Annotated in this window: 26 protein-coding genes and 3 tRNA genes; 6 read left to right on the forward strand and 23 right to left on the reverse strand. The window is 65.3% G+C overall.

What is annotated here, in order from left to right; genetic code table 11:
- From ACAM54_RS18340 to ACAM54_RS18365, 6 genes are all read right to left on the reverse strand, one after another.
- The gene (locus ACAM54_RS18340; RefSeq protein WP_369648495.1) at positions 1-993 is read right to left on the reverse strand and encodes a TauD/TfdA family dioxygenase; all 993 of its coding nucleotides are present in this window, start codon (positions 991-993) and stop codon (positions 1-3) included.
- Positions 990-1,679: a 4'-phosphopantetheinyl transferase superfamily protein gene (locus ACAM54_RS18345; protein ID WP_369648496.1), complete on the reverse strand. Its 690-nt coding sequence runs from the start codon at positions 1,677-1,679 to the stop codon at positions 990-992. The genes ACAM54_RS18340 and ACAM54_RS18345 overlap by 4 nt, the downstream gene beginning before the upstream one ends.
- Positions 1,657-2,394, reverse strand: coding sequence for a thioesterase II family protein (locus tag ACAM54_RS18350; RefSeq protein ID WP_369648497.1), 738 nt, complete (start codon positions 2,392-2,394; stop codon positions 1,657-1,659). Before ACAM54_RS18350 ends, ACAM54_RS18345 begins: the two co-directional genes overlap by 23 nt.
- Before the next feature lie 5 nt (positions 2,395-2,399).
- Positions 2,400-2,660, reverse strand: coding sequence for an MbtH family NRPS accessory protein (locus ACAM54_RS18355; RefSeq protein ID WP_145746051.1), 261 nt, complete (start codon positions 2,658-2,660; stop codon positions 2,400-2,402).
- A 101-nt stretch (positions 2,661-2,761) separates the two neighbouring features.
- Positions 2,762-2,965 carry a DUF4880 domain-containing protein gene (locus tag ACAM54_RS18360; protein ID WP_369648498.1) on the reverse strand — a complete coding sequence of 68 codons (204 nt, stop codon included), beginning with the start codon at positions 2,963-2,965 and terminating at the stop codon, positions 2,762-2,764.
- A 96-nt stretch (positions 2,966-3,061) separates the two neighbouring features.
- Positions 3,062-3,607, reverse strand: coding sequence for a sigma-70 family RNA polymerase sigma factor (locus ACAM54_RS18365; RefSeq protein ID WP_369648499.1), 546 nt, complete (start codon positions 3,605-3,607; stop codon positions 3,062-3,064).
- A gap of 304 nt (positions 3,608-3,911) precedes the next feature.
- Between ACAM54_RS18365 and ACAM54_RS18370 the strand changes: the two genes are divergently transcribed.
- The gene (locus ACAM54_RS18370; RefSeq protein WP_369648500.1) at positions 3,912-4,766 is read left to right on the forward strand and encodes a plasmid replication/partition related protein; all 855 of its coding nucleotides are present in this window, start codon (positions 3,912-3,914) and stop codon (positions 4,764-4,766) included.
- Here the strand turns inward: ACAM54_RS18370 and ACAM54_RS18375 are convergent.
- On the reverse strand, positions 4,747-5,331 hold the full coding sequence (locus tag ACAM54_RS18375) for a YSC84-related protein (protein ID WP_145746047.1): 585 nt from the start codon (positions 5,329-5,331) through the stop codon (positions 4,747-4,749). The genes ACAM54_RS18370 and ACAM54_RS18375 overlap by 20 nt on opposite strands.
- Positions 5,332-5,506: 175 nt before the next feature.
- Here ACAM54_RS18375 and ACAM54_RS18380 point away from each other — a divergent pair, with 175 nt between their 5' ends.
- A complete protein-coding gene (locus tag ACAM54_RS18380; protein ID WP_369648501.1) occupies positions 5,507-6,961 on the forward strand; it encodes an ArgE/DapE family deacylase in 1,455 nt (484 codons plus the stop codon).
- Positions 6,962-7,072: 111 nt separating this feature from the next.
- Complete coding sequence (locus ACAM54_RS18385; RefSeq protein WP_369648502.1) at positions 7,073-8,305, forward strand: phosphatase PAP2 family protein; 1,233 nt, start codon at positions 7,073-7,075, stop codon at positions 8,303-8,305.
- A gap of 59 nt (positions 8,306-8,364) precedes the next feature.
- Here the strand turns inward: ACAM54_RS18385 and ACAM54_RS18390 are convergent.
- From ACAM54_RS18390 to folC, 9 genes are all read right to left on the reverse strand, one after another.
- Positions 8,365-8,441 (reverse strand) — tRNA-Asp (locus ACAM54_RS18390).
- 69 nt (positions 8,442-8,510) lie between these two features.
- Positions 8,511-8,586: transfer RNA gene (locus ACAM54_RS18395), tRNA-Glu, on the reverse strand.
- A 52-nt stretch (positions 8,587-8,638) separates the two neighbouring features.
- A tRNA-Ala gene (locus ACAM54_RS18400) sits at positions 8,639-8,714 on the reverse strand.
- A gap of 72 nt (positions 8,715-8,786) precedes the next feature.
- A complete protein-coding gene (gltX, locus tag ACAM54_RS18405; RefSeq protein ID WP_369648503.1) occupies positions 8,787-10,175 on the reverse strand; it encodes a glutamate--tRNA ligase in 1,389 nt (462 codons plus the stop codon).
- A gap of 4 nt (positions 10,176-10,179) precedes the next feature.
- On the reverse strand, positions 10,180-11,406 hold the full coding sequence (locus tag ACAM54_RS18410) for an O-succinylhomoserine sulfhydrylase (RefSeq protein ID WP_007835509.1): 1,227 nt from the start codon (positions 11,404-11,406) through the stop codon (positions 10,180-10,182).
- Between the two features lie 11 nt (positions 11,407-11,417).
- Positions 11,418-12,920 carry an amidophosphoribosyltransferase gene (gene purF, locus ACAM54_RS18415; protein WP_145746044.1) on the reverse strand — a complete coding sequence of 501 codons (1,503 nt, stop codon included), beginning with the start codon at positions 12,918-12,920 and terminating at the stop codon, positions 11,418-11,420.
- Between the two features lie 12 nt (positions 12,921-12,932).
- A complete protein-coding gene (locus tag ACAM54_RS18420; RefSeq protein WP_145746043.1) occupies positions 12,933-13,418 on the reverse strand; it encodes a CvpA family protein in 486 nt (161 codons plus the stop codon).
- An 18-nt stretch (positions 13,419-13,436) separates the two neighbouring features.
- Positions 13,437-14,297 carry an SPOR domain-containing protein gene (locus ACAM54_RS18425; RefSeq protein ID WP_145746042.1) on the reverse strand — a complete coding sequence of 287 codons (861 nt, stop codon included), beginning with the start codon at positions 14,295-14,297 and terminating at the stop codon, positions 13,437-13,439.
- 62 nt (positions 14,298-14,359) lie between these two features.
- A complete protein-coding gene (gene folC / locus ACAM54_RS18430) occupies positions 14,360-15,667 on the reverse strand; it encodes a bifunctional tetrahydrofolate synthase/dihydrofolate synthase (RefSeq protein ID WP_192323645.1) in 1,308 nt (435 codons plus the stop codon).
- A 225-nt stretch (positions 15,668-15,892) separates the two neighbouring features.
- Here folC and ACAM54_RS18435 point away from each other — a divergent pair, with 225 nt between their 5' ends.
- The 3 genes from ACAM54_RS18435 to ACAM54_RS18445 are packed head-to-tail and all read left to right on the forward strand — an operon-like array spanning position 15,893 to position 17,923.
- Complete coding sequence (locus ACAM54_RS18435; protein ID WP_369648504.1) at positions 15,893-17,050, forward strand: tyrosine-type recombinase/integrase; 1,158 nt, start codon at positions 15,893-15,895, stop codon at positions 17,048-17,050.
- Between the two features lie 30 nt (positions 17,051-17,080).
- Entirely contained in the window at positions 17,081-17,479 is a 399-nt protein-coding gene (locus ACAM54_RS18440; protein ID WP_307697613.1) for a hypothetical protein, read from the forward strand.
- Between the two features lie 6 nt (positions 17,480-17,485).
- Entirely contained in the window at positions 17,486-17,923 is a 438-nt protein-coding gene (locus ACAM54_RS18445) for a hypothetical protein (RefSeq protein ID WP_307697612.1), read from the forward strand.
- Here ACAM54_RS18445 and ACAM54_RS18450 read toward each other — a convergent pair.
- From ACAM54_RS18450 to ACAM54_RS18480, 7 genes are all read right to left on the reverse strand, one after another.
- Positions 17,874-18,272 carry a hypothetical protein gene (locus ACAM54_RS18450; RefSeq protein WP_369648505.1) on the reverse strand — a complete coding sequence of 133 codons (399 nt, stop codon included), beginning with the start codon at positions 18,270-18,272 and terminating at the stop codon, positions 17,874-17,876. The two genes, ACAM54_RS18445 and ACAM54_RS18450, sit on opposite strands and share 50 nt — an antisense overlap.
- 100 nt (positions 18,273-18,372) lie before the next feature.
- Positions 18,373-18,747 carry a hypothetical protein gene (locus ACAM54_RS18455; protein ID WP_369648506.1) on the reverse strand — a complete coding sequence of 125 codons (375 nt, stop codon included), beginning with the start codon at positions 18,745-18,747 and terminating at the stop codon, positions 18,373-18,375.
- Positions 18,737-19,021, reverse strand: coding sequence for a hypothetical protein (locus ACAM54_RS18460; protein WP_369648507.1), 285 nt, complete (start codon positions 19,019-19,021; stop codon positions 18,737-18,739). The genes ACAM54_RS18455 and ACAM54_RS18460 overlap by 11 nt, the downstream gene beginning before the upstream one ends.
- A complete protein-coding gene (locus tag ACAM54_RS18465) occupies positions 19,018-20,712 on the reverse strand; it encodes a hypothetical protein (protein WP_369648508.1) in 1,695 nt (564 codons plus the stop codon). The genes ACAM54_RS18460 and ACAM54_RS18465 overlap by 4 nt, the downstream gene beginning before the upstream one ends.
- A gap of 3 nt (positions 20,713-20,715) precedes the next feature.
- On the reverse strand, positions 20,716-21,954 hold the full coding sequence (locus ACAM54_RS18470; RefSeq protein ID WP_369648509.1) for a hypothetical protein: 1,239 nt from the start codon (positions 21,952-21,954) through the stop codon (positions 20,716-20,718).
- Between the two features lie 12 nt (positions 21,955-21,966).
- Positions 21,967-22,437 (reverse strand): hypothetical protein, encoded by a 471-nt coding sequence (locus ACAM54_RS18475; RefSeq protein ID WP_369648510.1) that lies wholly within the window; start codon positions 22,435-22,437, stop codon positions 21,967-21,969.
- Position 22,438: 1 nt separating this feature from the next.
- Positions 22,439-22,933, reverse strand: coding sequence for a hypothetical protein (locus ACAM54_RS18480; protein WP_369648511.1), 495 nt, complete (start codon positions 22,931-22,933; stop codon positions 22,439-22,441).
- Positions 22,934-22,940 lie beyond the last annotated feature (7 nt).

A 22,940-nucleotide genomic window follows, 5' to 3' on the forward strand; every position in this document is an offset into this window, starting at 1 on the left:
CTAGAAGCGGCCCAGATTGCCGTACGGCTCGGCCATGGCCACGATCACCTTGCGCGGCCCCTTGAACGGCGAGCGCGCATGCGCCACCAGCATGTTGTCGAGCATCAGCACGTCGCCCTCCTCCCACGGGAAGGCCACCGTCTCCGCATCGAGCACGGCGCGCACCTCTGCGAAGATCTCATCGCTGATGGTCGAGCCGTCGGCAAAGAAGGTGTTCCGCGGCACGTTCTCGATGCCGTAGATTTCTTCGAGCACTTCGCGCTCCTCGGCCTCGCGCGCAGAGATGTGGAACAGGTGGGCCTGGTTGAACCACACCTGCTCGCCGGTCACGGGATGCGTCTCCACAGCCTGGCAAAGCTGCCGGGTGCGCAGGCCGCCGTCGTCCTTCCATTCCCACGAGATGCCCGAGCGCTCGCAGAAGGCCTGGACTTCGGCGCGGCTTTCGGTGTTGAACACTTGCTGCCATGGCACGTCCATCTCGCCGAAGTTGCGCACGTACAGGATGCCGGGCTCGAAGCGCTTGCGGATGTGCCCGGGCATGCGGCGGTAGACGGCGCGGCTGTCGGCAATGGGTGTCTCGCCGCCCTCGGGCGAGGCGGTCACGCAGTGGAACCAGATCTTCATCGGCCACTCGCGCGTGTAGGCCTGCTCGTTGTGCAGCGGGATGCTCTGGTGCGCCGGGTATTCGGTCGAGGTGTAGACACCTGCGCCGGTGGAGGCCGACACCGCGGAGCGCGGCGTGGAGGCGAACTCGTACTTCAGCAGCGGATGGCCGAACGACGAGGCGAACTGCTGGAAAGTTTCCACCGCCGGCACCGAGAAGCCGCGCAGCAGCACGCCGCCGGCGACAAGGAGCGACTCCTCGATCTGCGGACGCAGGCGTTGCACCGCCGAGAGCAGGTCTTCGCCGGCATGCGCGGGTGTCATGAGGACCGGGAGGTCGGAGCCGGCGGGCGCCTTGCTGCGCACGAACCGTGTGAGCGTTTCATTCATGTCGATTCCTTGGCACGCCACGCGAGCGCGGCGGCATAGCCCGTGGGCGCATCGAGCGCCACGGCTTGAAGACCGGACCATTCGGCAACGGCGCATTCGAGGACGTATCGCCCGTTCGCACCGGAGTGGATGCCGATGGATTGAAGGTGCTCGGCCACGCCGACGCCGACGGCCTTCAGCACCGCCTCCTTGCCCACCCAGCGGCTGTAGAGGGCCTGCAGTGGATCGCCGGCTTCCTGCAGCGCGCGGCGTTCGCTGCCGGTGAAGGCGAGCGAAGCGACGGCCTCGGCGTCGACGTCGCTCCTGCAGGCCTCGATGTCGATGCCCACCGCGCTGACCACGCGGGGATCGGCGAGTGCGATGAGTGCATGAGCGCCCGAGTGCGAGACGTTGAAGAGCGTCGCATCGCCACCGGCCACGTCGAGGAAGGGCTTGCGATGCAGGCCCGCCGCGAACCGCACGTCGGCCGGCTGGCAGCCCACGCGCCGCGCAAGCAGGCCGCGAAGGGCCGCGCGCGTGGCCGTGAAGCGCACGCGGTCGGCGGTGCGCGCATATCTGTCGGCCTGCGCGCGCTCGGCGAGTGCCAGCAGCCGGCGCTCGGCCGAGACATCGGCGTCCAGGTCGAAGTCGAGGCGGTAGACCTCGATGCCTGCGGGAAGCGGGTCAGGCCAGGACACGGGACGCATGGCGCGCTCCTGCAACGGCCTGGCCGAGTCGCTCGGTGAGCGCGGCCAGGAATGCTGTTTCGCGCTGCCGGATGAAGAAGTGGCCGCCGTCGAACCAATCGAGCGTGAAGACACCCCCCGCCTCGGCCGACCATGCATGGACGGAAGCCGCGTCGATGTCGTCCTCGCGCCCGGCAAAGACATGCACGGGCATGGGCAGCGGCGCATCTTCGCGGTATCGGAAGCTCTCGCACACGCGGTAGTCGGCGCCGAGCATGTCGAGCGTGATGCGCATGAGCTCCGCGCTCGCGAACACTTCCTCGGGCGTTCCGCCCTGCCTGCGCAACTCGGCCGTGAGCGATGCGTCGTCGGTCTTGCCTGCGAAGCGCGCAGGATCGCGCCGCGAAGGCGCACAGCTGCCGGAAGCCATCAGCGCAAGCGGCAATGGGCGCCCCAACGATTGCAGCCGGCGGGTGATGCCGTAGGCCAGCAACGATCCCATGCTGTGGCCGAAGATCGCGAACTCGCCGCGCAGCGCCTCGGCCTGCTCTACGCAGACCTGCGCAACGAGCTCATCGAAGTTCCGGACCAGGCGCTCGGACAGCCGGCCCCCACGGCCGGGCAACTCCACGGGCACGATGCGGAGCCAGCGCGGCAGCAGCCGCCGCCAGCGCAGGTACATCGTTGCGCTGGCGCCCGCACAAGGCAGGCACAGCAGCGAGACGCTCGCGTCCACGCGCGTCAACCCGCCGCGGCTTGGGCTGCGATTCCTCCGGTCGCCGGGTTCTGCTGCGCCATCCACTCGCGCAGCGAACGCGGACGCATGTCGGTCCAGTTCTGCTCGACGTGGGCAAGCACGGTCTTCTTGTCGCCCTTGACGCCTTCTACCGCCGTCCAGCCCTTCGGCACGGCCTTCCAGTGGGGCCAGATGGAATACTGGTCTTCGTGGTTGACCAGAACGATGAAGGTCTCGTCTTCGCGATCGAAGCAACTCGTCGACATGGGTGCGTCCTTATGCGGTTGAACAGGATGAAAGGCGAGTCGACGGCCGGCTGGCCATCTCGTCGCTCCTGATCAACAAGACGTTTCAGGACACGATCTGTTCACTCCGCAGCGGCCGGCGGCACCAGTCCGGCCAGCAGCCACAGCCGGGCGGCTCTGTCGTAGGCCTTGCGGTGCCGGGGATCGGCAAGAAGCCAGGCCGTCATCTCGGCCCGCGCGCGGGCATCGAAGCTCTCGTGGTCGTACTCGCGCTGCACCCACTGCCATGCGGTGCTCCAGATGGGGTCGTCCTGTTCTTGTGTCATGCGTGAAGGGTGTGAGGCATCACGCGACAGTACATCGGCACGTCGCGCGGGGGCTAAGGCTTTTACCCTACACCAAGCCCACGGGCGTGCAAAGACTCAGTCGTCCTCGAGCAGGCGGCCGCATTCCTTGATCGCCTGCGCCGCCTCGGCAATCAGGCCGTTCACCAGCCCAAGCGCGCATCCCAGGCGCTGCGCGATGTCGCGCTGGGTGAGCCCTTCGAGCCGGTAGAGCTCGAACACCAGGCGCGTGCGCGCAGGGAGCCCGGCGAGCACCTTGTCGATGGCCTGGATCGCCTGGCGTTCGCGCATCAGGCGATCGGGGGTGGGCGCACCGGCGACATCGAGCACTTCGACATCGACATCGAAGGTGCGGTAGTTGGCCTCGACGGTGTGGCGCCGGCAGCAGTCGAGCGCGACATTGCGCACGACCTGGCAGCAATAGCCGATCGGCCGATCGGCCTTGCGTACGCAAGGGCCGTCGGTGATCTTGAGGTAGGCGTCCTGCACGACATCGTCGGCCAGCTCCGCGGTGCGAACGATTCTTCGCGCCACGCGCAGGAGCTGAGCACGATTTGCGATGAAGACCTCCGCGAGCGTGGGCTCCGAAAGGTGCAGCGCGCTGTCGATCGGCTCTCGCATCATGCGAGGCGGGGCACGGATCGCCCAAGAGAACGTCGGCGAGGATGCAGACAGGTGAACATGAAGCCGCTACTCCTGAAGTATTCAATGCAAATGAGAACTATTACTACTTGTGGGTACAAAAAAACCCGATATCCCGCCCTCTTCGTGTCCCATGTCCGTTAGACGTTTGAGCACGCAAAAGCGAGACAGGCGAGTGCCGGAAATCGGCCGGTCCGCTCATCGATGGTGGAGCGCCTGCATGACGGCAGGATGATCGGGTCCACCGCGCAACTAGAATTCCGCCCCTTTCCCCGATCCCTGCCCCATGAACATCGTCGTCAACGAAGAACTCAAAGCCTATATCGATCCATTGACTCCGGAGGAGCACGAGGCGCTGGAACGCAGCATCCTCACCGAAGGCTGCCGCGACGCACTGGTGCTATGGGGCGACGTGCTGGTGGATGGCCACAACCGCTACGGCATCTGCCAGAAGCACGGGCTGCCGTTCCAGACGGTGCAGAACACGCGCTTCAAGACCATCGAGGACGTGCACCTGTGGATGATCGACCAGCACCTCGGGCGGCGCAGCATCTCGGACTTCCTGCGCGGCGTGCTGGCACTCAGGAAGAAAGACATCGTCGACGAGCGCCGTGCGCGCGCCTTGGCCGAGACGGCGCCGTCGGACGGCGACGGCGCGCCCTTCGATGCCGATGCGCCTGCTGCCGAGTCGTCTGCCGGCAGCGCCGCGGTCCTGCCCCCGCCTGCCCCCTTGAGCAGCCGCGAGGCCATCGCGAGGGCCGCGCGCCTGAGCAGCAACCAGGTCGTGATGATCGAGAAGATCCAGAAGCAGGCCGCGCCTGAACTGGTGGCGGCCGTGAAGTCGGGCGTGATCTCCATCAACACGGCGGCGGCCGTGGCGAGCCTGCCTGCCGAAGAGCAGGTGTCGGCGGCGAATGCGGGCAAGGACGAACTCAGGCAGGCCGCCAAGCGGGTTCGCGAGGCCAAGCGCAAGCCGCGCGAGGAGTCGGCCGAATCGGATCCGGCCGATCCATCTGCCAGGCAGCCCGACACTGTTCAGCTGCTGGAACAGCGCGTGGCCGAACTCACGGCCGAGAACGAGGGCCTGCGCCAGCAAGTCGCCGAACTGCAGGCGCAGCTGGCTACAGCCGGATCTCGGTGATCTTCGCGCCCGACAGCGAAACGCCCGCTTCCAGCCCCACATTGGTCAAGACGAAGCCGACCACCGGCTGGCGCAGCGTGTTGGTGTCGATGCTGCCGTTCGCGCCCATGGTTGCGGCGGCCACGGTGGCATCGGCCCCGGCCGTCCATCCCTTGCTGTTGCGGAACTTGTCGAGCGCGGCCTGCGTGGTGAACACGTAGATCACGGCCTTCGACTGGGCGCCGGCCTGGAAGCCGATCGAGCCGGCAGTGGTGCTGTAGTAGGCCTGCGTGCGGCCGTTCACGCGCAGCGCGCCCCGGCCGTATTCGGCGCCGATGCCCATGCTGGCGCCGACCACGGCGGGAAACACCAGCACGCCGCTGGATGAGGAAACAACCTCGCGCGAGCCCTTGACCGTGTCGTACAACTTGGACAATGCGGCGTCGACCTGGGCATCGATCGATGCACGCGTGGAAGCGCTGCTGGCCTGGTCCTGGGGCCGCGTGGTGGTGCAGCCCACCACCGCGGCACCGCCCACTGCAACGGCACACGCAAGCGCAAGGCTTCGGAACTGGATGGATCGCATGACGCTCTCCTTTGCTGGCTGGAACGATGGAAAGGCCGAGGCGCTTTCTTTCGCGGCCTCGGCAGCCTGTTCGAACACTCATGCTAAGACCGCAAAATACCGCTGAAGCCGACTTGGGAAAACGGCCTACGCGAAGTCGAGCCATCCAGGAACGATGGGCCCGATCGGCCGCCCCATGACTGGGCCGATTGGCGGCTGGAGCCCTTGGGCGCCGGCTGGCCATGCGCGCGAGAATTACCAGGGCGCAGCCAACATGGTTCCGTCACGCGCCTGCGCGGCGTGGAAGAATGAAGCTCCTTCTTCCAGCGCCGCCAACGCAGGCGGCCCCGACGCCATGCCCCAGCCCGCCGAAGACCGGATCAGCGAAGCCGCCATCGTGGAGGCCGCCCACGCGCTGCGCGCGCCGGCCGTTCGAATGCTCGAGCAGCTCGTTGCGCATCCTTCGCTGCTGGGGCACGAGCAAGATGCACAGGCCTTCATGGCCCAGTCCTTCGCGAAGCTGGGCCTGCGCGTCCACCAGTTCGAGATCGACGAGCAAAAGATCCGCCGGCATCCGGGCTACTCGCCCTCCATCGCCTCGTACGAAGGGCGCACCAACGTGGTGGGCATTCACCAGCCCCGCGGGCCGCAGAAGGGCCGCTCGCTGATCTTCAACGGCCACATCGACGTGGTGCCGACCGGCGCCGAGCTGCTCTGGAAGCACCCGCCTTTCCAACCCGTGATCGAGGGCGACCGGCTCTACGGCCGCGGCGCAGCCGACATGAAGGCCGGCATTGCGGCCTACACGATGGCGTATGCGGCGCTGCAATCGCTCGGGCTCGAACCGGCATCGCCGGTGTACTTTCAGTCGGTGGTGGAAGAGGAGTGCACGGGCAACGGCGCGCTGGCCTGTCTGGTCGAGGGCTACCGTGCCGACGCGGCCATCATCCCCGAGCCGCTCGGCGGCGTGATGACCTGCCAGATGGGCGTGCTGTGGTTCGCGCTCGAGGTGCTGGGCAAGCCGGTGCACGCCTCGGTGGCCCAGACCGGTGTCGGCGCGATCGACTTCTCGCTGTACCTTTTCTCGGAACTCAAGAAGCTCGAGCAGCGCTGGAACGAGCCTGCCAATCGCTATCGCAGCTACGCGCATCACGCGCATCCGATCAACTTCAACCTCGGGAAGATCCAGGGCGGCGAATGGGCTTCGTCGGTGCCCTCGGCATGCCGCAGCGACATCCGCATCGGCTTTTATCCCGACATGAACGTGGCCCGCGCCAAGGCCGAAGTCGAGGCCGTGCTGGCTGCCGCCTACGCCGCGCATCCGGCTCGCGAGAGCCTGCGCTACCGGCTGATCTACGAAGGCTTCCAGGCCGACGGCTTCGACCTCGACCTGGATTCGCCGATCGTCACCGAGCTCTCGAAGTGCCACCAGGACATCGTCGGGCAGGCACTCGAACCCACGGCCTTCACGGGCACGACGGACGCGAAGTTCTTCAACATCTATGGGCAGACGCCCGCGGTCTGCTATGGCCCCACGGGCTCCAGCATCCACGGCATCGACGAGTGGGTTTCCATCGACAGCCTGGTGCAGGTGAGCGCCGTGCTGGCGGTGTTCATGGCGCGCTGGTGCGGCGTCGACCGCATCGATTGATCGAGACCGAAGAAGTGTTGTGTCATAGCCGCGTGGCGAAGCTCGTTTTACGATGCAGCCACGTCGTTCGCGTGGACGACCCGAACCCGCAAGGAAAGTGAATCAAAAAGGATGCATCCGCTGAATCTCGCCCTCTTCGATGCACTTGCGGCGGGCTTCGCTCCCTCGCCCGCAATGCTTCAGCTGGCGTCGGCCATCGCGCTGGGTTCGTCGTGGGCATGTGCAGTGGTTCTTGCCTGGGTCGCGTGGCGGCGGGTCGCGCAGCGGCCTTGCGTGCTGGCGGTGCTGGCCGCCGGCGGTGCGGCTTCACTGATCTCGCAGGAGATCGCTGCCTCCGTGGGCATGCCCCGTCCCTTCATGATGGGGCTGAGCCCTGCGCACGTTCCCCACGGCCTGCGCGCGGGGCTGCCCAGCACGCATGCCTCGGTGATGTTCACCATGGCCTTCATGCTGCTGCGGCGGCGCTCGACGCGCGACGTCGGGCTCGTCATTCTTGGCGCGGCCGTGGCCACGGGCTGGGCTCGCATCCATGTCGGCATTCATTTTCCGTTCGATGTCGCGGCAGGTGCGCTGCTGGGTGCGGCCATTGCCGCGGCGCTGTTTGCGATGCAGGCGATTGCGCCCAAGCTCGCTCCCCACGTTGCAGCAACCCTGGCGCGGCCGTTGCGCGTCCTGGCCGACGGCAGGGCCGGGCCATGCCTGATGCTGGTGTTCGTCTTCGCCGCTGCCTGGGTCGGCCTGAACACGCCGCAGGCGATCGGGCCGGCGGTGCTGGAGGAAAACGGGCCCGTCGAGAAGAGCACGGTTCTCCTGTACCTGGCCGCGGTGCTGTGCGTCTTGATGGTTCGCGTGGCGTTTCTCTCGCGGCCGGACCGCGTGGCCATCTGCGTCCTGCTTCTTGCGTTCGCGGCCCGGGAGGCGGATTGGCATCTGGCGCATTGGGGCACCAGCTTGCTGGAAGCACCGCGCTCGCACGTTCTTGCGGCAATGGCCGCCTTCGCGCCCGTCGCCATTGCGGCCGGGTGGCTGGCCGGACGCGCCTGGTCCGCAAGCCGTGCGATGCGCGCCTGGCGGCAATGGCGGCCCGAAGCCACGACCTCGCTGACCTTCGTCGCGGTCATCGGGGCTGCGATCATCCTCGATCAGGCACCCTTTTCCTTTGCGGAGCAGCCGGGCTTGGTCGACGCAGGCTCTGCTACGGCCTTTCGCGGCTACCTGATGCTCAGCTTCGAGGAAATCCTGGAACTGGCCCTGCCGGTGCTCGCGCTCCTGGCCCTCCTGCAGGCGAGACTGGGTGGGAGCCGGGATTCGGCTCCCGGCGGCATCAAGCGCTCGTACGCATAGCGCGAAGAAGCCCAAAGAAAAACGGGTTGCACCATTTCTGATGCAACCCGCTCTTTGACTGGCGGAGTGGACGGGACTCGAACCCGCGACCCCCGGCGTGACAGGCCGGTATTCTAACCAACTGAACTACCACTCCTGGTAGACAACGTTCACTCCTTGCGGAGCCAAGTGCTGACGACTTGTGCCTGCTTCACTTGCGCGAAACTGGCGACCCTACGGGGATTCGAACCCCGGTAGCCACCGTGAAAGGGTGGTGTCCTAGGCCTCTAGACGATAGGGTCAAAACCTTAGGAACCGTGCTGCGATCAGCACTTATCTTCTCGACACTTTTGATGGTGGAGGTAAACGGGATCGAACCGATGACCTCTTGCATGCCATGCAAGCGCTCTCCCAGCTGAGCTATACCCCCATTTGACTTTCAGGCTTTTCTTTTCAGAATCACCCTGCGTCGCTGTCGAGCCTCAAATTATAGACCGAAAAATCAGGCCCTTTTCAAACGCTCGACAACTTTTTCACGAGAAAAGATTGCGAGCACCGAATCGAGGGATGGCGTCTGCGGTGTTCCCATCACGAGGACACGAACCGGCATGGCCAACACGGGCATTTTCACCGAATGCGCGGCCAAAACTTCCTTGATGGCCGCGGCGATCGAAGCTTTTTCCCACGCAACGCTCGCGAGCCTCTCGGCGAGCGTTGCGATGACGGGCTTCACCGCATCGGTCACGTGCTGCGCGAGGTCGGCTTCGCCCGGCGTCACGTCCGCGTAGAACGCGGCGGCCCAGTCGGCCAGCGCGACCGTGGTTTCGCAGCGGTCCTTGAAGAGCGCGCAGATGGCGGGCAGGCGATCGTCGGCTTCGATGCCGCGCTTTTTCAGCTGCGCGGCCACCAGCGGCGCGAGCTCCGCGTCGGCCTTGGCCTTGATGTACTGCGCGTTGACCCATGCGAGCTTCGCGGCGTCCCACTGCGCGGGGCTCTTCGAAAGGTGCGAGCCGTCGAACCAGCTCACCATCTGCTCGCGCGTGAAGAGCTCGTCGTCGCCGTGGCTCCAGCCCAGGCGCGCAAGATAGTTGAGCATGGCTTCAGGCAGGTAGCCGTTCTCTTCATAGGCGGTGACGCTCACCGCGCCGCGGCGCTTGGAGAGCTTCTGCCCATCGTCGCCCAGGATGACCGGCACGTGGCCGAACGCAGGCAGCGGTGCACCAAGCGCGCGGAAGATGTTGATCTGCCACGGCGTGTTGTTGATGTGCTCGTCGCCGCGGAACACATGCGTGATGGCCATGTCCCAGTCGTCGACCACCACCGCGAAGTTGTAGGTGGGCACACCGTCGGGCCGCAAGATGATGAGGTCGTCGATCTCGCGGTTGTTGATGGTGATCTCGCCCTTGACGAGGTCGTTCCAGCTCACGTCGCCTTCGGGCGGGTTGCAAAAGCGCACCACGGGCGGCACGCCTTCTGGCACGGGCGGCAGCACCTTGCCGGGCTCGGGGCGCCAGCGGCGGTCGTACAGCGTCTTCTCGCCGCGCGCGCGCTGCGCCTCGCGCATCTCGTCGAGCTCGGCCGGCGTGCAGTAGCAGTGGTAGGCCGTGCCGGCCGCGAGCATCTGCGCGATGACTTCGCGGTAGCGCTCGAGGCGCTGCATCTGGTAGATCGGGCCTTCGTCGTAATCCAGGCCGAGCCAGTGCATCGAGGCGAGGATCTGGTCGGTCGAGTCCTGCGTGGAGCGGGCCACGTCGGTGTCCTCGATGCGCAGCACGAACTCGCCGCCATGGTGGCGCGCATAGGCCCATGAGTAGAGCGCGGTGCGCGCCGTGCCCAGATGAAGGAAACCCGTGGGGGATGGTGCGATGCGGGTGCGTACTTTGCCGGTCATTTCGTTATCGTGGATTCAGGGTGCTCAGACCGCGCGCAATGTCGGCCTTGATGTCGTCGGCGTGCTCGAGGCCGACTGCGAGGCGGATCAGCCCCTGGCCGATGCCAGCCGCCTGGCGCTGCGCCTCGGTGAGGCGGCCATGCGAGGTGGTGCCCGGGTGCGTGATGATGGTCTTCACGTCGCCGAGGTTGGTGGCAAGGCTCACCACGCGCGTGCTGTTCATGACATGGAAGGCATTGGCGCGCGCCGTCTCGGGCGAGTCGCCGACCACGTCGAACGACACCACCGCGCCGCCCTGCCCCGACTGCTGCTGCATCGCCAGTTCGTGCTGCGCATGCGAGGCGAGCCCGGGGTAGTAGACGCGTGCGATGCCCGGCTGCTTCTCGAGCCATTGAGCAATGTCCATCGCGTTCGCGCAATGCGCCTTCATGCGGATGCCGAGCGTCTCGATGCCCTTGAGCACGACCCACGCATTGAACGGTGCCAGCGCCATGCCGGCGGTGCGCACGATGGGCCCGAACACGTCGACGATGAGCTTCGAGGGACCGCAGATCGCGCCCGCCATCACGCGGCCCTGGCCGTCGAGGTGCTTGGTGCCCGAGTGGATGACGAGGTCGGCGCCCAGCGCCGCCGGACGCTGCAGGATCGGCGTGCAGAAGCAGTTGTCGACCGCCAGCAGCGCGCCCGCCGCATGCGCCACATCGGCCAGCGCGCGAATGTCGCAGACCTCGGTCAGCGGGTTGGTCGGCGTCTCGGCAAACAGCAGCTTGGTATTGGGCTTCACGGCTGCGCGCCATTCGGCCACGTCGGTCTGCGACACGAAGGTGGTCTCGACGCCGAACTTGGCGAACTCCTTGCCGAACAGGTTCAGCGTGGAGCCGAACACCGAGCGCGAGCAGACCACGTGGTCGCCGGCCTTGAGCAGGCCCATGCACATCATGAGGATCGCGCCCATGCCGGTGGAGGCGCCGATCGCCGCTTCCGTACCTTCGAGCGCCGCGATACGCTGCTCGAAACTGGTCACGGTCGGATTCGAGGTGCGCGAGTAGGTGAAGCCCGGCTCGGTGCCAGCGAAACGGCGCATCGAGGTTTCGGCGTCGGGCTGCACGAAGCCGCTGGTCAGGAAAAGCGCGTCGGAATGCTCGCCGTACTGGCTCGGCGCGAGCCCGGTGCGCAGCGCGAGCGTCTCCGGATGCAACCCGGGCGGCAGTGTTCGTTCTTCGTCGGTCACTTCGTCTGCTCTCACTCGCTGTGGTTGGGAAGCGCCAGGCGCGAAGAATCCTCTTCGGTCTCTTCGACGCGCGGACGGTTGCCGTTCATGCGCGAGATGGCTTCGGTGTCGATGTCGCCGGTCACGTACACGCCGTCGAAGCAGGAGGCATCGAAGCCGTCGAGCTTGGGGTTGAGCGAGCCGATGGCACGCTTCATGGCGTCGACGTCCTGGTAGATCAGCGCGTCGCAGCCGATCAGTTCGCGGATCTGCTCGACCGTGCGGTCATGCGCCACCAGTTCGTCCTTGGTGGGCATGTCGATGCCGTAGACGTTGGGGTAGCGCACGGGCGGTGCCGCGCTGGCCAGGTAGACCTTGCGCGCACCGGCGTCGCGCGCCATCTGCACGATCTCGCGGCTGGTGGTGCCGCGAACGATGGAGTCGTCCACCAGCAGCACGTTGCGGCCCTTGAACTCGCTGGCGATCACGTTGAGCTTCTGGCGCACCGACTTCTTGCGCACGCCCTGCCCCGGCATGATGAAAGTGCGGCCGACATAGCGGTTCTTCACGAAGCCTTCGCGGTACGGAATGCCCAGCAGGTGCGCGAGCTGCGTGGCGCTCGGGCGGCTCGATTCAGGGATGGGAATGATCACGTCGATCTGGTTCGGCGGCACGGTGGACACCACGCGCTTGGCCAGCGTTTCGCCCAGGTTGAGCCGCGCCTGGTACACCGAGATGCCGTCGAGCACCGAGTCGGGCCTTGCCAGGTAGACGAACTCGAAGATGCAGGGGTTGAGCGTGGGCGCCTCGGCGCACTGCATCGAATGCACGTTGCCCTGCAGGTCGATGAACACGGCTTCGCCCGGCGCGATGTTGCGCTCGAACACGTGGCCCGAACCCTCGAGCGCCACCGATTCGCTGGCCACCATCACGGTGCCGTCGGCACTGCGGCCCATGCAGAGCGGACGAATGCCGTACGGGTCGCGGAAGGCCAGCAGCCCGTGGCCGGCGATCAGCGAGACCACGGCATAGGAGCCGCGCAGGCGCTTGTGCATGTTCTTGACCGCGGCAAACACCTCGGCCGGATTCAGCGGCACGCCGCGCGACGCGCGCTCGAGCTCGTGCGCGAGCACGTTGAGCAGCACTTCCGAATCGCTCTCGGTGTTGGTGTGGCGGTGGTCGGTGGAGAACAGCTCCGAGCGCAACGCATGCGCGTTGGTCAGGTTGCCGTTGTGCACCAGCACGATGCCGAAGGGCGCGTTCACGTAGAAGGGCTGTGCCTCTTCCTCGCTGTAGGCGTTGCCCGCGGTCGGGTAGCGCACCTGGCCCAGGCCCACGCTGCCCGGCAGCGCGCGCATGTTGCGCGTGCGGAACACGTCGCGCACCATGCCCTTGGCCTTGTGCATGAAGAACTTGCGCTCCAGCAGGGTGACGATGCCGGCCGCATCCTGGCCGCGGTGCTGCAGCAGCAGCAAGGCGTCATAGAGCAGCTGATTGACGGGTGCGTTGCTGACAACGCCGACGATTCCACACATGAACGATTCCTCTCAGGGCAGGTAGCTTGCCAACTTTTCAGGCAGCGCGGGTTTCAGGCCCTGCAATGCCGCATCGAGAACATTGGCGCTGTGCGATTCGTGCCACCAGGCACTGTCGCTCAACGCCAGCAAATGAACAATGACCGCCAGCACGAGCAGGGCAACCACACCCCGCGCCGCTCCGAAGGCCCCACCCAATATCCGGTCCACCGGCCTGAGGCCGACAGCCGCAATCAGCTTGCGCGTCAGCGCCGCCACCAGGCCCACGCCGAATACCACGCCAACAAACACCAGCACAAAGGCCAGCGGATAGCGCCAGGTGGCCTGCGGGTCGCCGAAGGGCAGCCAGGCCGCCACATCCGACGCCAGCCACTGGGCGGCAATGAATGCAGCCACCCAGCCCGCCAGCGAAATCACCTCGAACACCAGGCCCCGCACCAGGCCGAACAGCATCGACACGAGAACGAGCGTGACAGCAATCCAGTCGAGCAGGGCCACGGCGGCGGGCGATGGCTACTACAACGTGAGGATCGCGGCCGACAAAGACAAGCCCTTGACCTTCTCGGCGGCCTTGTCCGCCTCGGCACGCGAGCCGAACGGGCCGACACGCACACGCGTGCGCTCGCCATCGGCCGTCTTGGCCACGTGCACATAGGTCTTGAGACCGGCCTTCTCGAGTTTCTGCCGCACTTCGCGGGCCTTGTCGGCATCGGCAAAGGCGCCGACCTGCACCACGAAGCGGCCGCCGTCTTCGGACGCGGCGGGCTTGGTGCTGGTGTTGGACGGCTTGCCTTCGAGCAGGGCGCGCGCGCGGTTGCCGTCGTCGGCCGAGGCCGGCTTGGGGGCTGCGGGCTTGGGTTCGGGTTTGGCTTCCGGCTTGGGCTTCGGCTCGGGTTTGGGTTCCGGCTTCGGCTCGGGTTTTGGCTCGGGCTTGCGCTCCGGCTTGGCTTCGGCCGCGGGCCGCGTCTCGGCCGCAGGCGTGCTGGCCGCCGGCTTGCCGGAGTCGGTGATTTCGGTGCCGTCGGCACGCTCGGTGATCATGCCGCCGCTCCCGGACGGTGCCGTGGCCACGCGGGTGCCGGGGTCGGCCGCGCCGGTCGCCGGTGCGGCGGGCGCAGGCGTGGCGGGCACCGGCAATGGCTTGACCTTGTTGCGATCGGGAATCTCGATCGGAATGTCGACCGCAATGGGGCGCGGCTGGGTGTCGAACAACAGCGGAAATCCGATCACGCCAAGCAGCACCAGGACCGCCGCGCCCACCAGCCGGTGGCGCGCACGGCGACGCATGGTTTCGACACTTTCCGCGGGGACGGCGGCCGGTGCGCTGCGTCCTTCGTTGCCTTGCGGGCCGCGCGTGCGGAACTTGAAAAACGCCATGAAGTTCGATCCCTGAAGGAGTGCAGCGAGGTGTGTGCCAGATGGTGCGGACGGGCCGGCGATCAGCCGCCGGGCAGCAGGTGTTTGGCTTGCAGCCGCGGAGTGCCATGCTCCAGCACGCCACCCACGGTGAAGAACGATCCGAAGACCACGATTCTATCAGCGGGGTCCGCGTGCTCGATGGCTGCGCGCAGCGCTTCCATCGGGCTCGCATGCACGCTGCCGGAGACGTCGGTGCGGGCGTTCTGCGCCTGCCAGCGCGCGAGCAGATCGCTCGCCTTGGCGGCGCGCGGCGTCGGCAGGTCGGTGAAGTACCAGCGGTCGATCATCGGCCCGATGCGCGCGAGGATCGGGGCCAGGTCCTTGTCGGCCATGACGCCGAACACGCCGTGCGTGGTGGGGTAGAAACCCATCGCGTCGAGGTTCTCGGCCAGCGCCGCCACCGCATGGGCGTTGTGCGCCACGTCGAGCACCAGCGCGGGCTCGCCCGGAACGATCTGGAAGCGGCCGGGCAGCTCGACCATCGCGAGCCCCGTGCGCACCGCCTGCGCGGTGATCGGCAGCCGGGGCCGCAGTGCTTCGAGCGCCGCAAGCACGCCCGCGGCATTGAGCAGCTGGTTGGCGCCGCGCAGCGCCGGATAGGCCAGCCCGCTGTAGCGCCGGCCGCGGCCCGACCAGCCCCACTGCTGCTTGTCGCCCGACAGATTGAAATCGTGCCCGAAGCGCCAGAGGTCGGCGCCGATGGCCGCTGCATGGTCGACCACGCTTTGCGGCGGCATCGGGTCGCTCACGATGGCGGGCTTGCCCGGGCGCATGATGCCGGCCTTCTCGAAGCCGATGCTTTCGCGGTCGGGGCCGAGATAGTCCATGTGGTCGAGGTCGATGCTGGTGATGACCGCGCAGTCGGTGTCGATGATGTTGACCGCATCGAGCCGGCCGCCGAGCCCGACCTCGAGAATGGCCACGTCGGGCTTCTCTTCGATCATGCAGCGCAGGATGCCCAGGGTGGTGAACTCGAAGTACGTCAGGGGCATGTCGCCCCGGGCCACTTCCACCGCCTCGAAGCTTGCTATCAGTTTGGAAGCATCGACCGCCTCGCCCGCCAGCCGCAGCCGCTCCTCGAAGCGCACCAGGTGCGGCGACGTGAAAACCGCCGTGCGATAGCCGGCATGCGTGAGGATCGATTCGAGCATGGCGCAGGTCGAACCCTTGCCGTTGGTGCCGGCCACGGTGATCACCGGGCAGTCGAAGCGCAGGCCCATGCGGGCGGCCATCTCCTTGGCGCGGTCGAGGCCGAGCTCGATGTTCTTGGGATGGAGTTGCTCGGCGCGCGCGAGCCAGTCGTTAAGGGTTTCCATGGAGCCCGGCATTGTCGCCGACCCGGAAAGCGCCCGGCGCCCCACGTTTTATCGGCATCATTGGCATCCATGACAACCCTCTACGGCATTCCGAATTGAAAGTGGCTGCGGTGTTCCCGCATGTTCCCGCGTTTCCGTGAAGTGGCGATTTCCGAGGGAAGCAGGCCTCCAATTAGGCCCAACGACTTCTCTCTGATTCCCGGCTGTTCCCGCGAGGTTCTAGCTGGATTCCTAGCCATGACCACATTCGCGTTCACCAAATCAAAAATCCTCAGCGCCGGTCCCGGCGAGCACACGGACTCCGAGCGGTCCTACCTTCGCCTGTATGTCACCGACAAGGGCAAGCGCACCCTCGGCGTTTACAAATGGAGCCCCGAGCTTCAACGGCCCGTCCGCATTTCGCTGGGCGAGTACATGGGGGAAGAGGCGTCAGTACTCCGGGACCGAGCGCTTGAGGTCTTTCGGGCTCACGAAGTGAAGGCCAAATGCCGCAAGGCAGGCTTACCGGACCCGGAGAAACCGCTCATCCTGCGCGAGTACCTGACGGCGTACACGACTGCGCTCAAAGCCGATCCGACGACTGGGGACCCCCGGTGGGCCGAAAAGATTTTCAATCGCTTCTACAAAGACTGGCTGGACAAGCCCTTGGCGTCCATCACACAGGCCATGCTAGACGACCGCCATTCGCGAGCAGTTGTCGCGAACGGGCCTTCGGCGGCTGGCAGGGCAGCGAAAGCTTTTAAGGCTGTTTTTTCCTATGCGCGGAAGAAGCGCGGCTATCAGGGCCGGGACATTACCCTCGGCCTCAAGATTCAGGAGTCCCCGCAGCGCACCCGAATACTGGACAGCGACGAACGCGCACGCGTCATTGCCGCCCTTGACGACCCTACCCTCCTTCCCTACGTGAAGCCATTCATCCGGCTGCTCATGCTGACCGGAGTCCGCTGGGGCAACCTCGCGTCAGCCCGCTGGGAAGACATGGACCTCGACACAGGCGAGTGGCTCATTCCCTGGCAGAAGAGCAAAAACCGGGAAGAAATCCGCGTGCGCTTGCGGCCCGATGCCGTCCAGGTGCTCAAGGACTGGGCTGCGTACCAAGAACTGGACGGTACTGCCGGGGAATGGGTCTTCCCCTCCCCCAAAAACTCCAGCAGCGGTCATATCGAGGAGCCTTCATTCGCATGGAACCGCGTGCAGGAACTTGCCGGACTGAAGAAGCACGCAACCCTGCACGATCTACGGCGCACGTTCGGCTCCACGCTGCTACAGGCGGACGTGCCAATGGCTGTAGTGCGGGATGCGCTCGGGCATAAGTCCATCGCCGTCACAGAGAAGCACTACGCGTTCTTGAACAAAAGAGCCATCGACTCGCACATCGACCGAGTGACGTTGTGAACGCGCTATCCTCGCTTCGGAGGACACAAAATGAAACACTTTTCGATCGCCTGCGTTATGGCGTTGGCTGGGGCGGCGGCGCATGGGTTTGAATATGAACTCGTCTTCGATCAATCGTGCAGCTACAAAACGGAATCGCGTAGCTTCCCTTGCGAGAAGACAGACCACCCCCTCACGGTGGTCACCAAACAACGCGGCAAGTGGTTTGGTCGGAATCCAGGCAGCAATCAGCGGATTGAACTTGGGCTAGTACGCGAAGACCAATACAGCGTCATTCTTCAAAATCCCGTGTACTTCAGCGGGGTCAGCCTACTTCATCTGATGAAGAAAACCGGACGCTTTTATTGGACCGAAACGGCCTACTCCGATGTGCTCGAAGCGGATGATGCAACGGTTAGAGTCGGACGGTTCAAGCTCCATACAAAGTGAGGGCCCATGGAGAGCCGAATCCCGCTACCTACCGACAATATCTACAAGTTCTACGCTTTGTTCGGACTTCTTGTATTCATCTTCTCGATAGGCGGCGTAATTGCAGTCCAGAGAAGCACCAACGACTTCATGTACAAGTCGCTCATCGATCTAGAGGCGGTCAAGTCGGTTGAGAAACCCACGGCAGCTGACACTATCAAGAAGCAATTGCTTGAGCGGCTGATTGACGTAGCCAAGAGTGACAAGGACTACTTCAACAATTCGCTTTCCGCGCTTGCCGCCGTGGGATTCTTTCTCATGGGGTTTGGATTCTTCAAATGGCATCGCGAGATACAACCGCTGCAAGACGAAATGCTCAACCTGCAGGTTGCGAAGCTGCGCAGCGAAGTGCAAGCTATTTCCCCGCCGCACTCACCCGCTCCGCCGCCAGCAAATCCGCCCTAATACGCGCAGGTCTGATCTCCCCCCGCAGGTACTTGACCTTGACCTGAAGCGCCACGTCCGGGTCGAGCCCCACGTACAAAAGATGGTGGATGAACGTGGGGCTCACGACATAGGCAAGGTCGTCGTCGGCAAGCCCTTGCGCCACGATGGCGAGCATCAGTTCTTGGCATGCCTCGATGGGCGTGTACGGCAGGCCGGGGCGCAGCGGCGGGAGGTCTGGACCGACCGGCCCCTTGTGTAAGGTCGCCTTCGGTAGATCGAGCCCCGTAAACGCGCCGACCGGGCCGGACGGTACCCGAGTACCCTCCCCGCCCGCCGTCGCTGCCAGCGCCGATCTGCCAGCTTGCACGGGGCATTGATCGGGGGGCTCTACGGGCGAAACTTCCGGACTACCCTCCGAAAGCGCCTCTACATTTGTGCAGAACGGCGTTGAATCCACCATTCGCTCCTTAGTGCTTGGTGGCTCCAGCGCTCTCTTCACGAATCCGCTGCGCCTCCGCAACGATGGCGAGGCACACCTGGTCCTGGTCGATGCCCGCCGCCGACGCAGGGTGGATCGTGACCAGATCGCCGATGTCGATGCCGACCGAGAGCATGTATTCCAGCATTTGAAGCAGCGCCCACGTGACGGCTGTGTCTAACCGCCCGAACCGCCCTCGCATGCTGGCGACCATCTGATTGCCTTGTGCGTCCACGGACCGCACGCTCATCGAGTACGCGTCGGGGCCAACCTCCGGATGATCGAACAGATGGCCGATGTAGACGTGGTCCTCGATGGCGAAGGTGCCGAGATACGCGACGTGCCGGGAAGGATTAGAAGCCACGGGGTTCCTTGTCTCGTTGAGCGAGGCGCGCGACCAACTCTGCGGCGATAGCGGAGGTGTCCGATTTGTCCGCCGAAGCCAACGTGGCGGAGGGGGTGCCGGTTTGCCCCATGATGGTGACGGGAGGGTTGGGACGAACGGTCGAACGCCGTGCCTCTATGAGGCGGCTGGCTTCGTCGGCCATCCACCGTTCGCGTTGCCGCAACTGCTCGGGGGTCAACTTGTAGTGCGGTTGTCCTGAGAACGGTATCGCGCTTGGGTTCACGAAGCTCATTGCGCCTCCTGAGTCGAGGGGTTCTGGGTCGCCATGGCTCGGGCCACCTGGGGCACCAGTTCCTTCAACCGGTCGCCCACGGCGGGAATTTGAGCCGCGAGTTGTTCGAGCGCCGTCCGTTGGCCGGCTGGCGGCAGCGACGCGATATGGCTGATGACTCTGTCTGGCACGACACCCCGAAGCCCATTCACCAAGAACGACATGCCGGGGCCCGAGTAGAGCGCCGCAGCGAGCGTTGCTCCCGCAGCAGGCCCACCCAGAGATACCCCTCCCGCCGCAGCCGCGCCCAGCAAGGCTCGACCTGCCGTGCCGCTGTCGGGCACAGTATTCGGCAGCACGCTCTGACCGGCACGATTGAGAGCGCCGGGCGTTTGGTTGTATTGGCTGCTGGCCCGGTTGAGCTGACGGGGCGTGAACTGGCCGGTGGCGCTCTTGTCAGCCGCGCTGACGACAGGCAGCAGGTTGCGATAAGCGCTGCGGGCCGCGCCGAGCACCTTGATCGCCTCCGGCGTCACGCCCTCAACCGTGTCCCGCAACGACGCTTGAAGCTGGTACAGAGCCTCGCCCAACGAATGGTCGGCGGGGTTCATCGAGGCGCTGTTCTTTCTTGCGAGAAAGCCAATCTCGGAATCGATGCCCTTCGCCACGTCACCGCTGATCGGGCCGCCGCGCTGCGCCGCTTCGCTGATCGCAGGCATGATCTTCTGGGCCGCGTATTTCATGATCGCGCCCTTCTGCTCGTCCGTGATGAGCGGGATTTTGTCGATGGACACGAGGGCACTCGACAGCGCCGTTTTCACCTTATTCGGCTGAATGAAGGTCTGCGGGAGCACGCGGTCATATGCATCCGAAACGACCCTGCTCGCCTGCTCGACCGCCTCCGCGCCGGAACCCTTGACGGTGACGCCGAGCGGCTTGAGCGCGGCATTGATTTCTGCGTTGCCGTATTCGCTGATGGAGCGGCCACGGGCGTACTTGATGACGCTGCCCACGAGTGGGATCGACGTGGCGCTGTCCTCTATGCCGCGAACGGCGCTGCCGATGGGACCATCCCCGAACAATTGCCCCGGTGTCGGCCGCACGCCAGCGTCAATAAGCGCTTGGGCCTCTTTGGAAACGAACGGCCGAGCCAAGCCCCCGAGCGTGCGCGTGAGCACCCTGCCGCCAGCCGCCCCGGCCCCGCCTGCGAGCGCCGCAGTGCCGCGTTCGTCGGGTTCAGCAGTTCCAGCGGCATAGCCTGCGTTTGCAAGGATGTCGGCGGTCGCCGGAGCCATGCGGCCGAGTGTTTTAGCGAGTACCTTGCCGCCGAGCGAGGTTGCGCGTCCAATCGGAACAGCGGTGGCGGCGACTTCGCCCGTGATTTCCCCCACCTTCCCCGCAGCGCCCAAGGCCTCTTTGTTGGCTTCGTAGGTGGCGAGGTCCGCCCTGCGCGCCCTGCCGTTGTCACCGGTCTGGCTGAAGGTCATCGCATCAATGGGCGATCCGGGCGGGAAAATCTTGTCCCGCAGCCGCGCCGCCGAGCCGCCAACGCCGGTCATGAACCGCTCGGTGGCTGACATCCCCTCGGCTGGATTGGATGCGGACTCCTTCGGCGGGAACTGCTTGCGAAGCACCGCTGTGATCGCGTCGTCATCCATGTCATCCGGGAACGAGCCGGTAGACCCGTCCGGGAGCGCGATGAGCTTCGCCATGGCTTACTCCAGCCGACCAGTTGCGGGGTTGTAGACCCGAATCTTGGGGGCGGGCGCGGACTGCTGATCGGTAGCGGCCTTGACTGCATCGCGGATCGATGGCCCGGCAGGCGGCTGCGCGGGTGCTGGGCCGTTCGCGGCGCGACTCATGATCCGACGCACCTGCTTGAGCGCAGCAAGGCGCGTCTCGGTTGGCAACTCCTTGTTCGCGAGTTCGCCACCCTGCTTCTTGAGAAACGCCAAGTCCGCGTCCGACACCTGACCGGCCATGCGGGGAATGTTCGCCACGATCCCGTTCGCCACGGTTTCCAGAGCGGCGGCGGCTTTCGCGCCTTCCGTCGAAATGCCTGCAGCACCGGCGATAGCATCGCGGAGCGAACCGACCTTGGAACCCGTGGCTGTCTTCAGCAGCGTTTCGGCCTCGTTCAGGTCTTCGAGCGCCTTGGCCGCGTTGCTCTTGTTCTCTCCCTGCTTCGTGCGGTCCGCCGTGAGCGATGCCGTCTCTCGACCGATGGCGCCAAGGGGACTCACTTCCCCCGTGAGCTTATTGACCCGATACGCGCTGCCTTGTGCGTCTTGAACGATCTGGTAATTGCTGGCCTTGTCGCTGCTCCCGCCGCTATTGGCCCGCACAGCCGCGGCAAGCGTGCGCCGAAGGTCGTTGGAGTCGCCTGCGAGGTCACGCCGCAACTGCTCGTTGGCAGCGTCATGCTCGCGCTTGTATTCCAGGTCTTCCTGCTGCCTACGCCGAGCCTCCGCAATGGTTTCGGCACGGGCCTCCTTGCGATCGGTGCGGACCGCGACCCGCTCCGGTTCGTTGACAAGCTGATCCTTGGCGTAGTCCATCATGAGGGACCGCAGCGCGGGAATTTGAGCGCCCTGTTGGGCCCAGGCGAGCTTGGTCGGTTGCGGGGCATCGTCCGAAGGTTTCGACGCCATGTGCCGGTTGACAGCCTGCATCTCATACTTGTCATACCCGGTCTGGTCGGCGTCCAAGCCCTTCTTCTCCAACGCTTGCGTGAGTTGCTCGACCAGTGGGGTCAGCATCTGCGCTTTGGATGGGGCCACGTAGTAGCCCGAGACCATTTGCCCCTGCGGTGCGGCTTTCTCCCGGGCGGCCTTGATCCGCTCCTTGAGGTCGGCTTCGCGGTCACGCAGGCGATGCTGCTGCAGGATGAGTGAGGCATTGCCAAAGCTGGCGGGCAGTTGGTCAACGTCGCCGTAGTAGTCCATTGAAGACATGGTGTGCTCCTGTTACTCGTTGCCCTGCGTACCCACGACATTCACCGCCGCCTCGATGTGATCGCGCAACGTCTCCGGGGGCAGCGGGCGATCCGCGTCCGTACCCATTCGTTGCTGGAGCGCATCGGTCAATTGCTCGTCCTCCAGCCGCTGGTTGGCCTCACGGAGATAGGCCATCACCTCAGGATTGGCGGCGCGGTCGGGGCGGTGCGTATCCCGGGGAGCGAACGGCATCGCGAGACCAGCGGCCCACGCCGGGTTCGCCTTGTGGTCTTCATCGGTCATCGATGAGTTGTTGATCGCGTCAGGCCGAGCACGCTCCCCGTTCTCGGCGCGGCGGAACTGTTGAAAGTCCCGAACGAAATGTTTGTATGCCTCGGGGTTCGATTTACGCAGCAATTTGAGGTGCGTGAGGATGCCGGGCCGCGATAGCACCGCCATCTCATCGTCGGCCAGATAGTTCGGGTGGATGTTTGGAGGCATTTCAACTCCTGTGGGTTGCGGGTTTCCACGGCTGCGGACCCGTGTGAGAAATGGATGCACCGGGCGAATACATCGGGGTGCGTTGCTCTTGCTTGCGGAACCGCGACTCAGCGGCACGAGCCGCGTCAGCGACTCCGAAATACTCGGCCAGCAGCGGGGGCAAGCCGATCAAGCCGGACTCGGGGCTGTCCTTCACGTACGGGCGCAATTCCTCGTCGGGGGTGAGAGGCACATGCTCTGGGTGATTCGGCGAGAACACCGGCATAGGCGTCGGCGTGCGCTGGGGGCTCTTCGGCAAAGCGACTTGAGAGAGCGCGGCTTCAACCGTGGTGAAGGCGGCGTTCAGGGACGCGTCGGGCTTCAGCCGAGGGAAGTGGGCTTTGCGCAGATGGGGATAGAGCCGATCCATAGCCGCTGGATCGGCGGCGAACGCTTCAAGCAACTCACGCTCGGCTTCAACGGCGTGGCGCTCATAAATTTGCAGCGATTGATGCAATCCATCT

It is taken from the genome of Variovorax sp. V93 (assembly GCF_041154485.1).
Taxonomy (GTDB): Bacteria; Pseudomonadota; Gammaproteobacteria; order Burkholderiales; family Burkholderiaceae_C; genus Variovorax; species Variovorax beijingensis_A.

Bases quoted from the DNA above. Each gene is read 5' to 3' on its own strand.
- ACAM54_RS18465 (WP_369648508.1), bottom strand. From the start codon at position 20,712: ATGGCGAAGCTCATCGCGCTCCCGGACGGGTCTACCGGCTCGTTCCCG.
- folC (WP_192323645.1), bottom strand. From the start codon at position 15,667: ATGCCGGGCTCCATGGAAACCCTTAACGACTGGCTCGCGCGCGCCGAG.
- ACAM54_RS18475 (WP_369648510.1), bottom strand. From the start codon at position 22,437: ATGCCTCCAAACATCCACCCGAACTATCTGGCCGACGATGAGATGGCG.
- ACAM54_RS18425 (WP_145746042.1), bottom strand. From the start codon at position 14,297: ATGGCGTTTTTCAAGTTCCGCACGCGCGGCCCGCAAGGCAACGAAGGA.
- ACAM54_RS18355 (WP_145746051.1), bottom strand. From the start codon at position 2,660: ATGTCGACGAGTTGCTTCGATCGCGAAGACGAGACCTTCATCGTTCTG.
- gltX (WP_369648503.1), bottom strand. From the start codon at position 10,175: ATGACCGGCAAAGTACGCACCCGCATCGCACCATCCCCCACGGGTTTC.
- ACAM54_RS18470 (WP_369648509.1), bottom strand. From the start codon at position 21,954: ATGTCTTCAATGGACTACTACGGCGACGTTGACCAACTGCCCGCCAGC.
- ACAM54_RS18340 (WP_369648495.1), bottom strand. From the start codon at position 993: ATGAATGAAACGCTCACACGGTTCGTGCGCAGCAAGGCGCCCGCCGGC.
- ACAM54_RS18440 (WP_307697613.1), top strand. From the start codon at position 17,081: ATGAAACACTTTTCGATCGCCTGCGTTATGGCGTTGGCTGGGGCGGCG.
- ACAM54_RS18460 (WP_369648507.1), bottom strand. From the start codon at position 19,021: ATGAGCTTCGTGAACCCAAGCGCGATACCGTTCTCAGGACAACCGCAC.
- ACAM54_RS18370 (WP_369648500.1), top strand. From the start codon at position 3,912: ATGAACATCGTCGTCAACGAAGAACTCAAAGCCTATATCGATCCATTG.
- ACAM54_RS18380 (WP_369648501.1), top strand. From the start codon at position 5,507: ATGACTGGGCCGATTGGCGGCTGGAGCCCTTGGGCGCCGGCTGGCCAT.
- ACAM54_RS18445 (WP_307697612.1), top strand. From the start codon at position 17,486: ATGGAGAGCCGAATCCCGCTACCTACCGACAATATCTACAAGTTCTAC.
- ACAM54_RS18435 (WP_369648504.1), top strand. From the start codon at position 15,893: ATGACCACATTCGCGTTCACCAAATCAAAAATCCTCAGCGCCGGTCCC.
- ACAM54_RS18365 (WP_369648499.1), bottom strand. From the start codon at position 3,607: ATGATGCGAGAGCCGATCGACAGCGCGCTGCACCTTTCGGAGCCCACG.
- ACAM54_RS18375 (WP_145746047.1), bottom strand. From the start codon at position 5,331: ATGCGATCCATCCAGTTCCGAAGCCTTGCGCTTGCGTGTGCCGTTGCA.
- purF (WP_145746044.1), bottom strand. From the start codon at position 12,920: ATGTGTGGAATCGTCGGCGTTGTCAGCAACGCACCCGTCAATCAGCTG.
- ACAM54_RS18345 (WP_369648496.1), bottom strand. From the start codon at position 1,679: ATGCGTCCCGTGTCCTGGCCTGACCCGCTTCCCGCAGGCATCGAGGTC.
- ACAM54_RS18385 (WP_369648502.1), top strand. From the start codon at position 7,073: ATGCATCCGCTGAATCTCGCCCTCTTCGATGCACTTGCGGCGGGCTTC.
- ACAM54_RS18360 (WP_369648498.1), bottom strand. From the start codon at position 2,965: ATGACACAAGAACAGGACGACCCCATCTGGAGCACCGCATGGCAGTGG.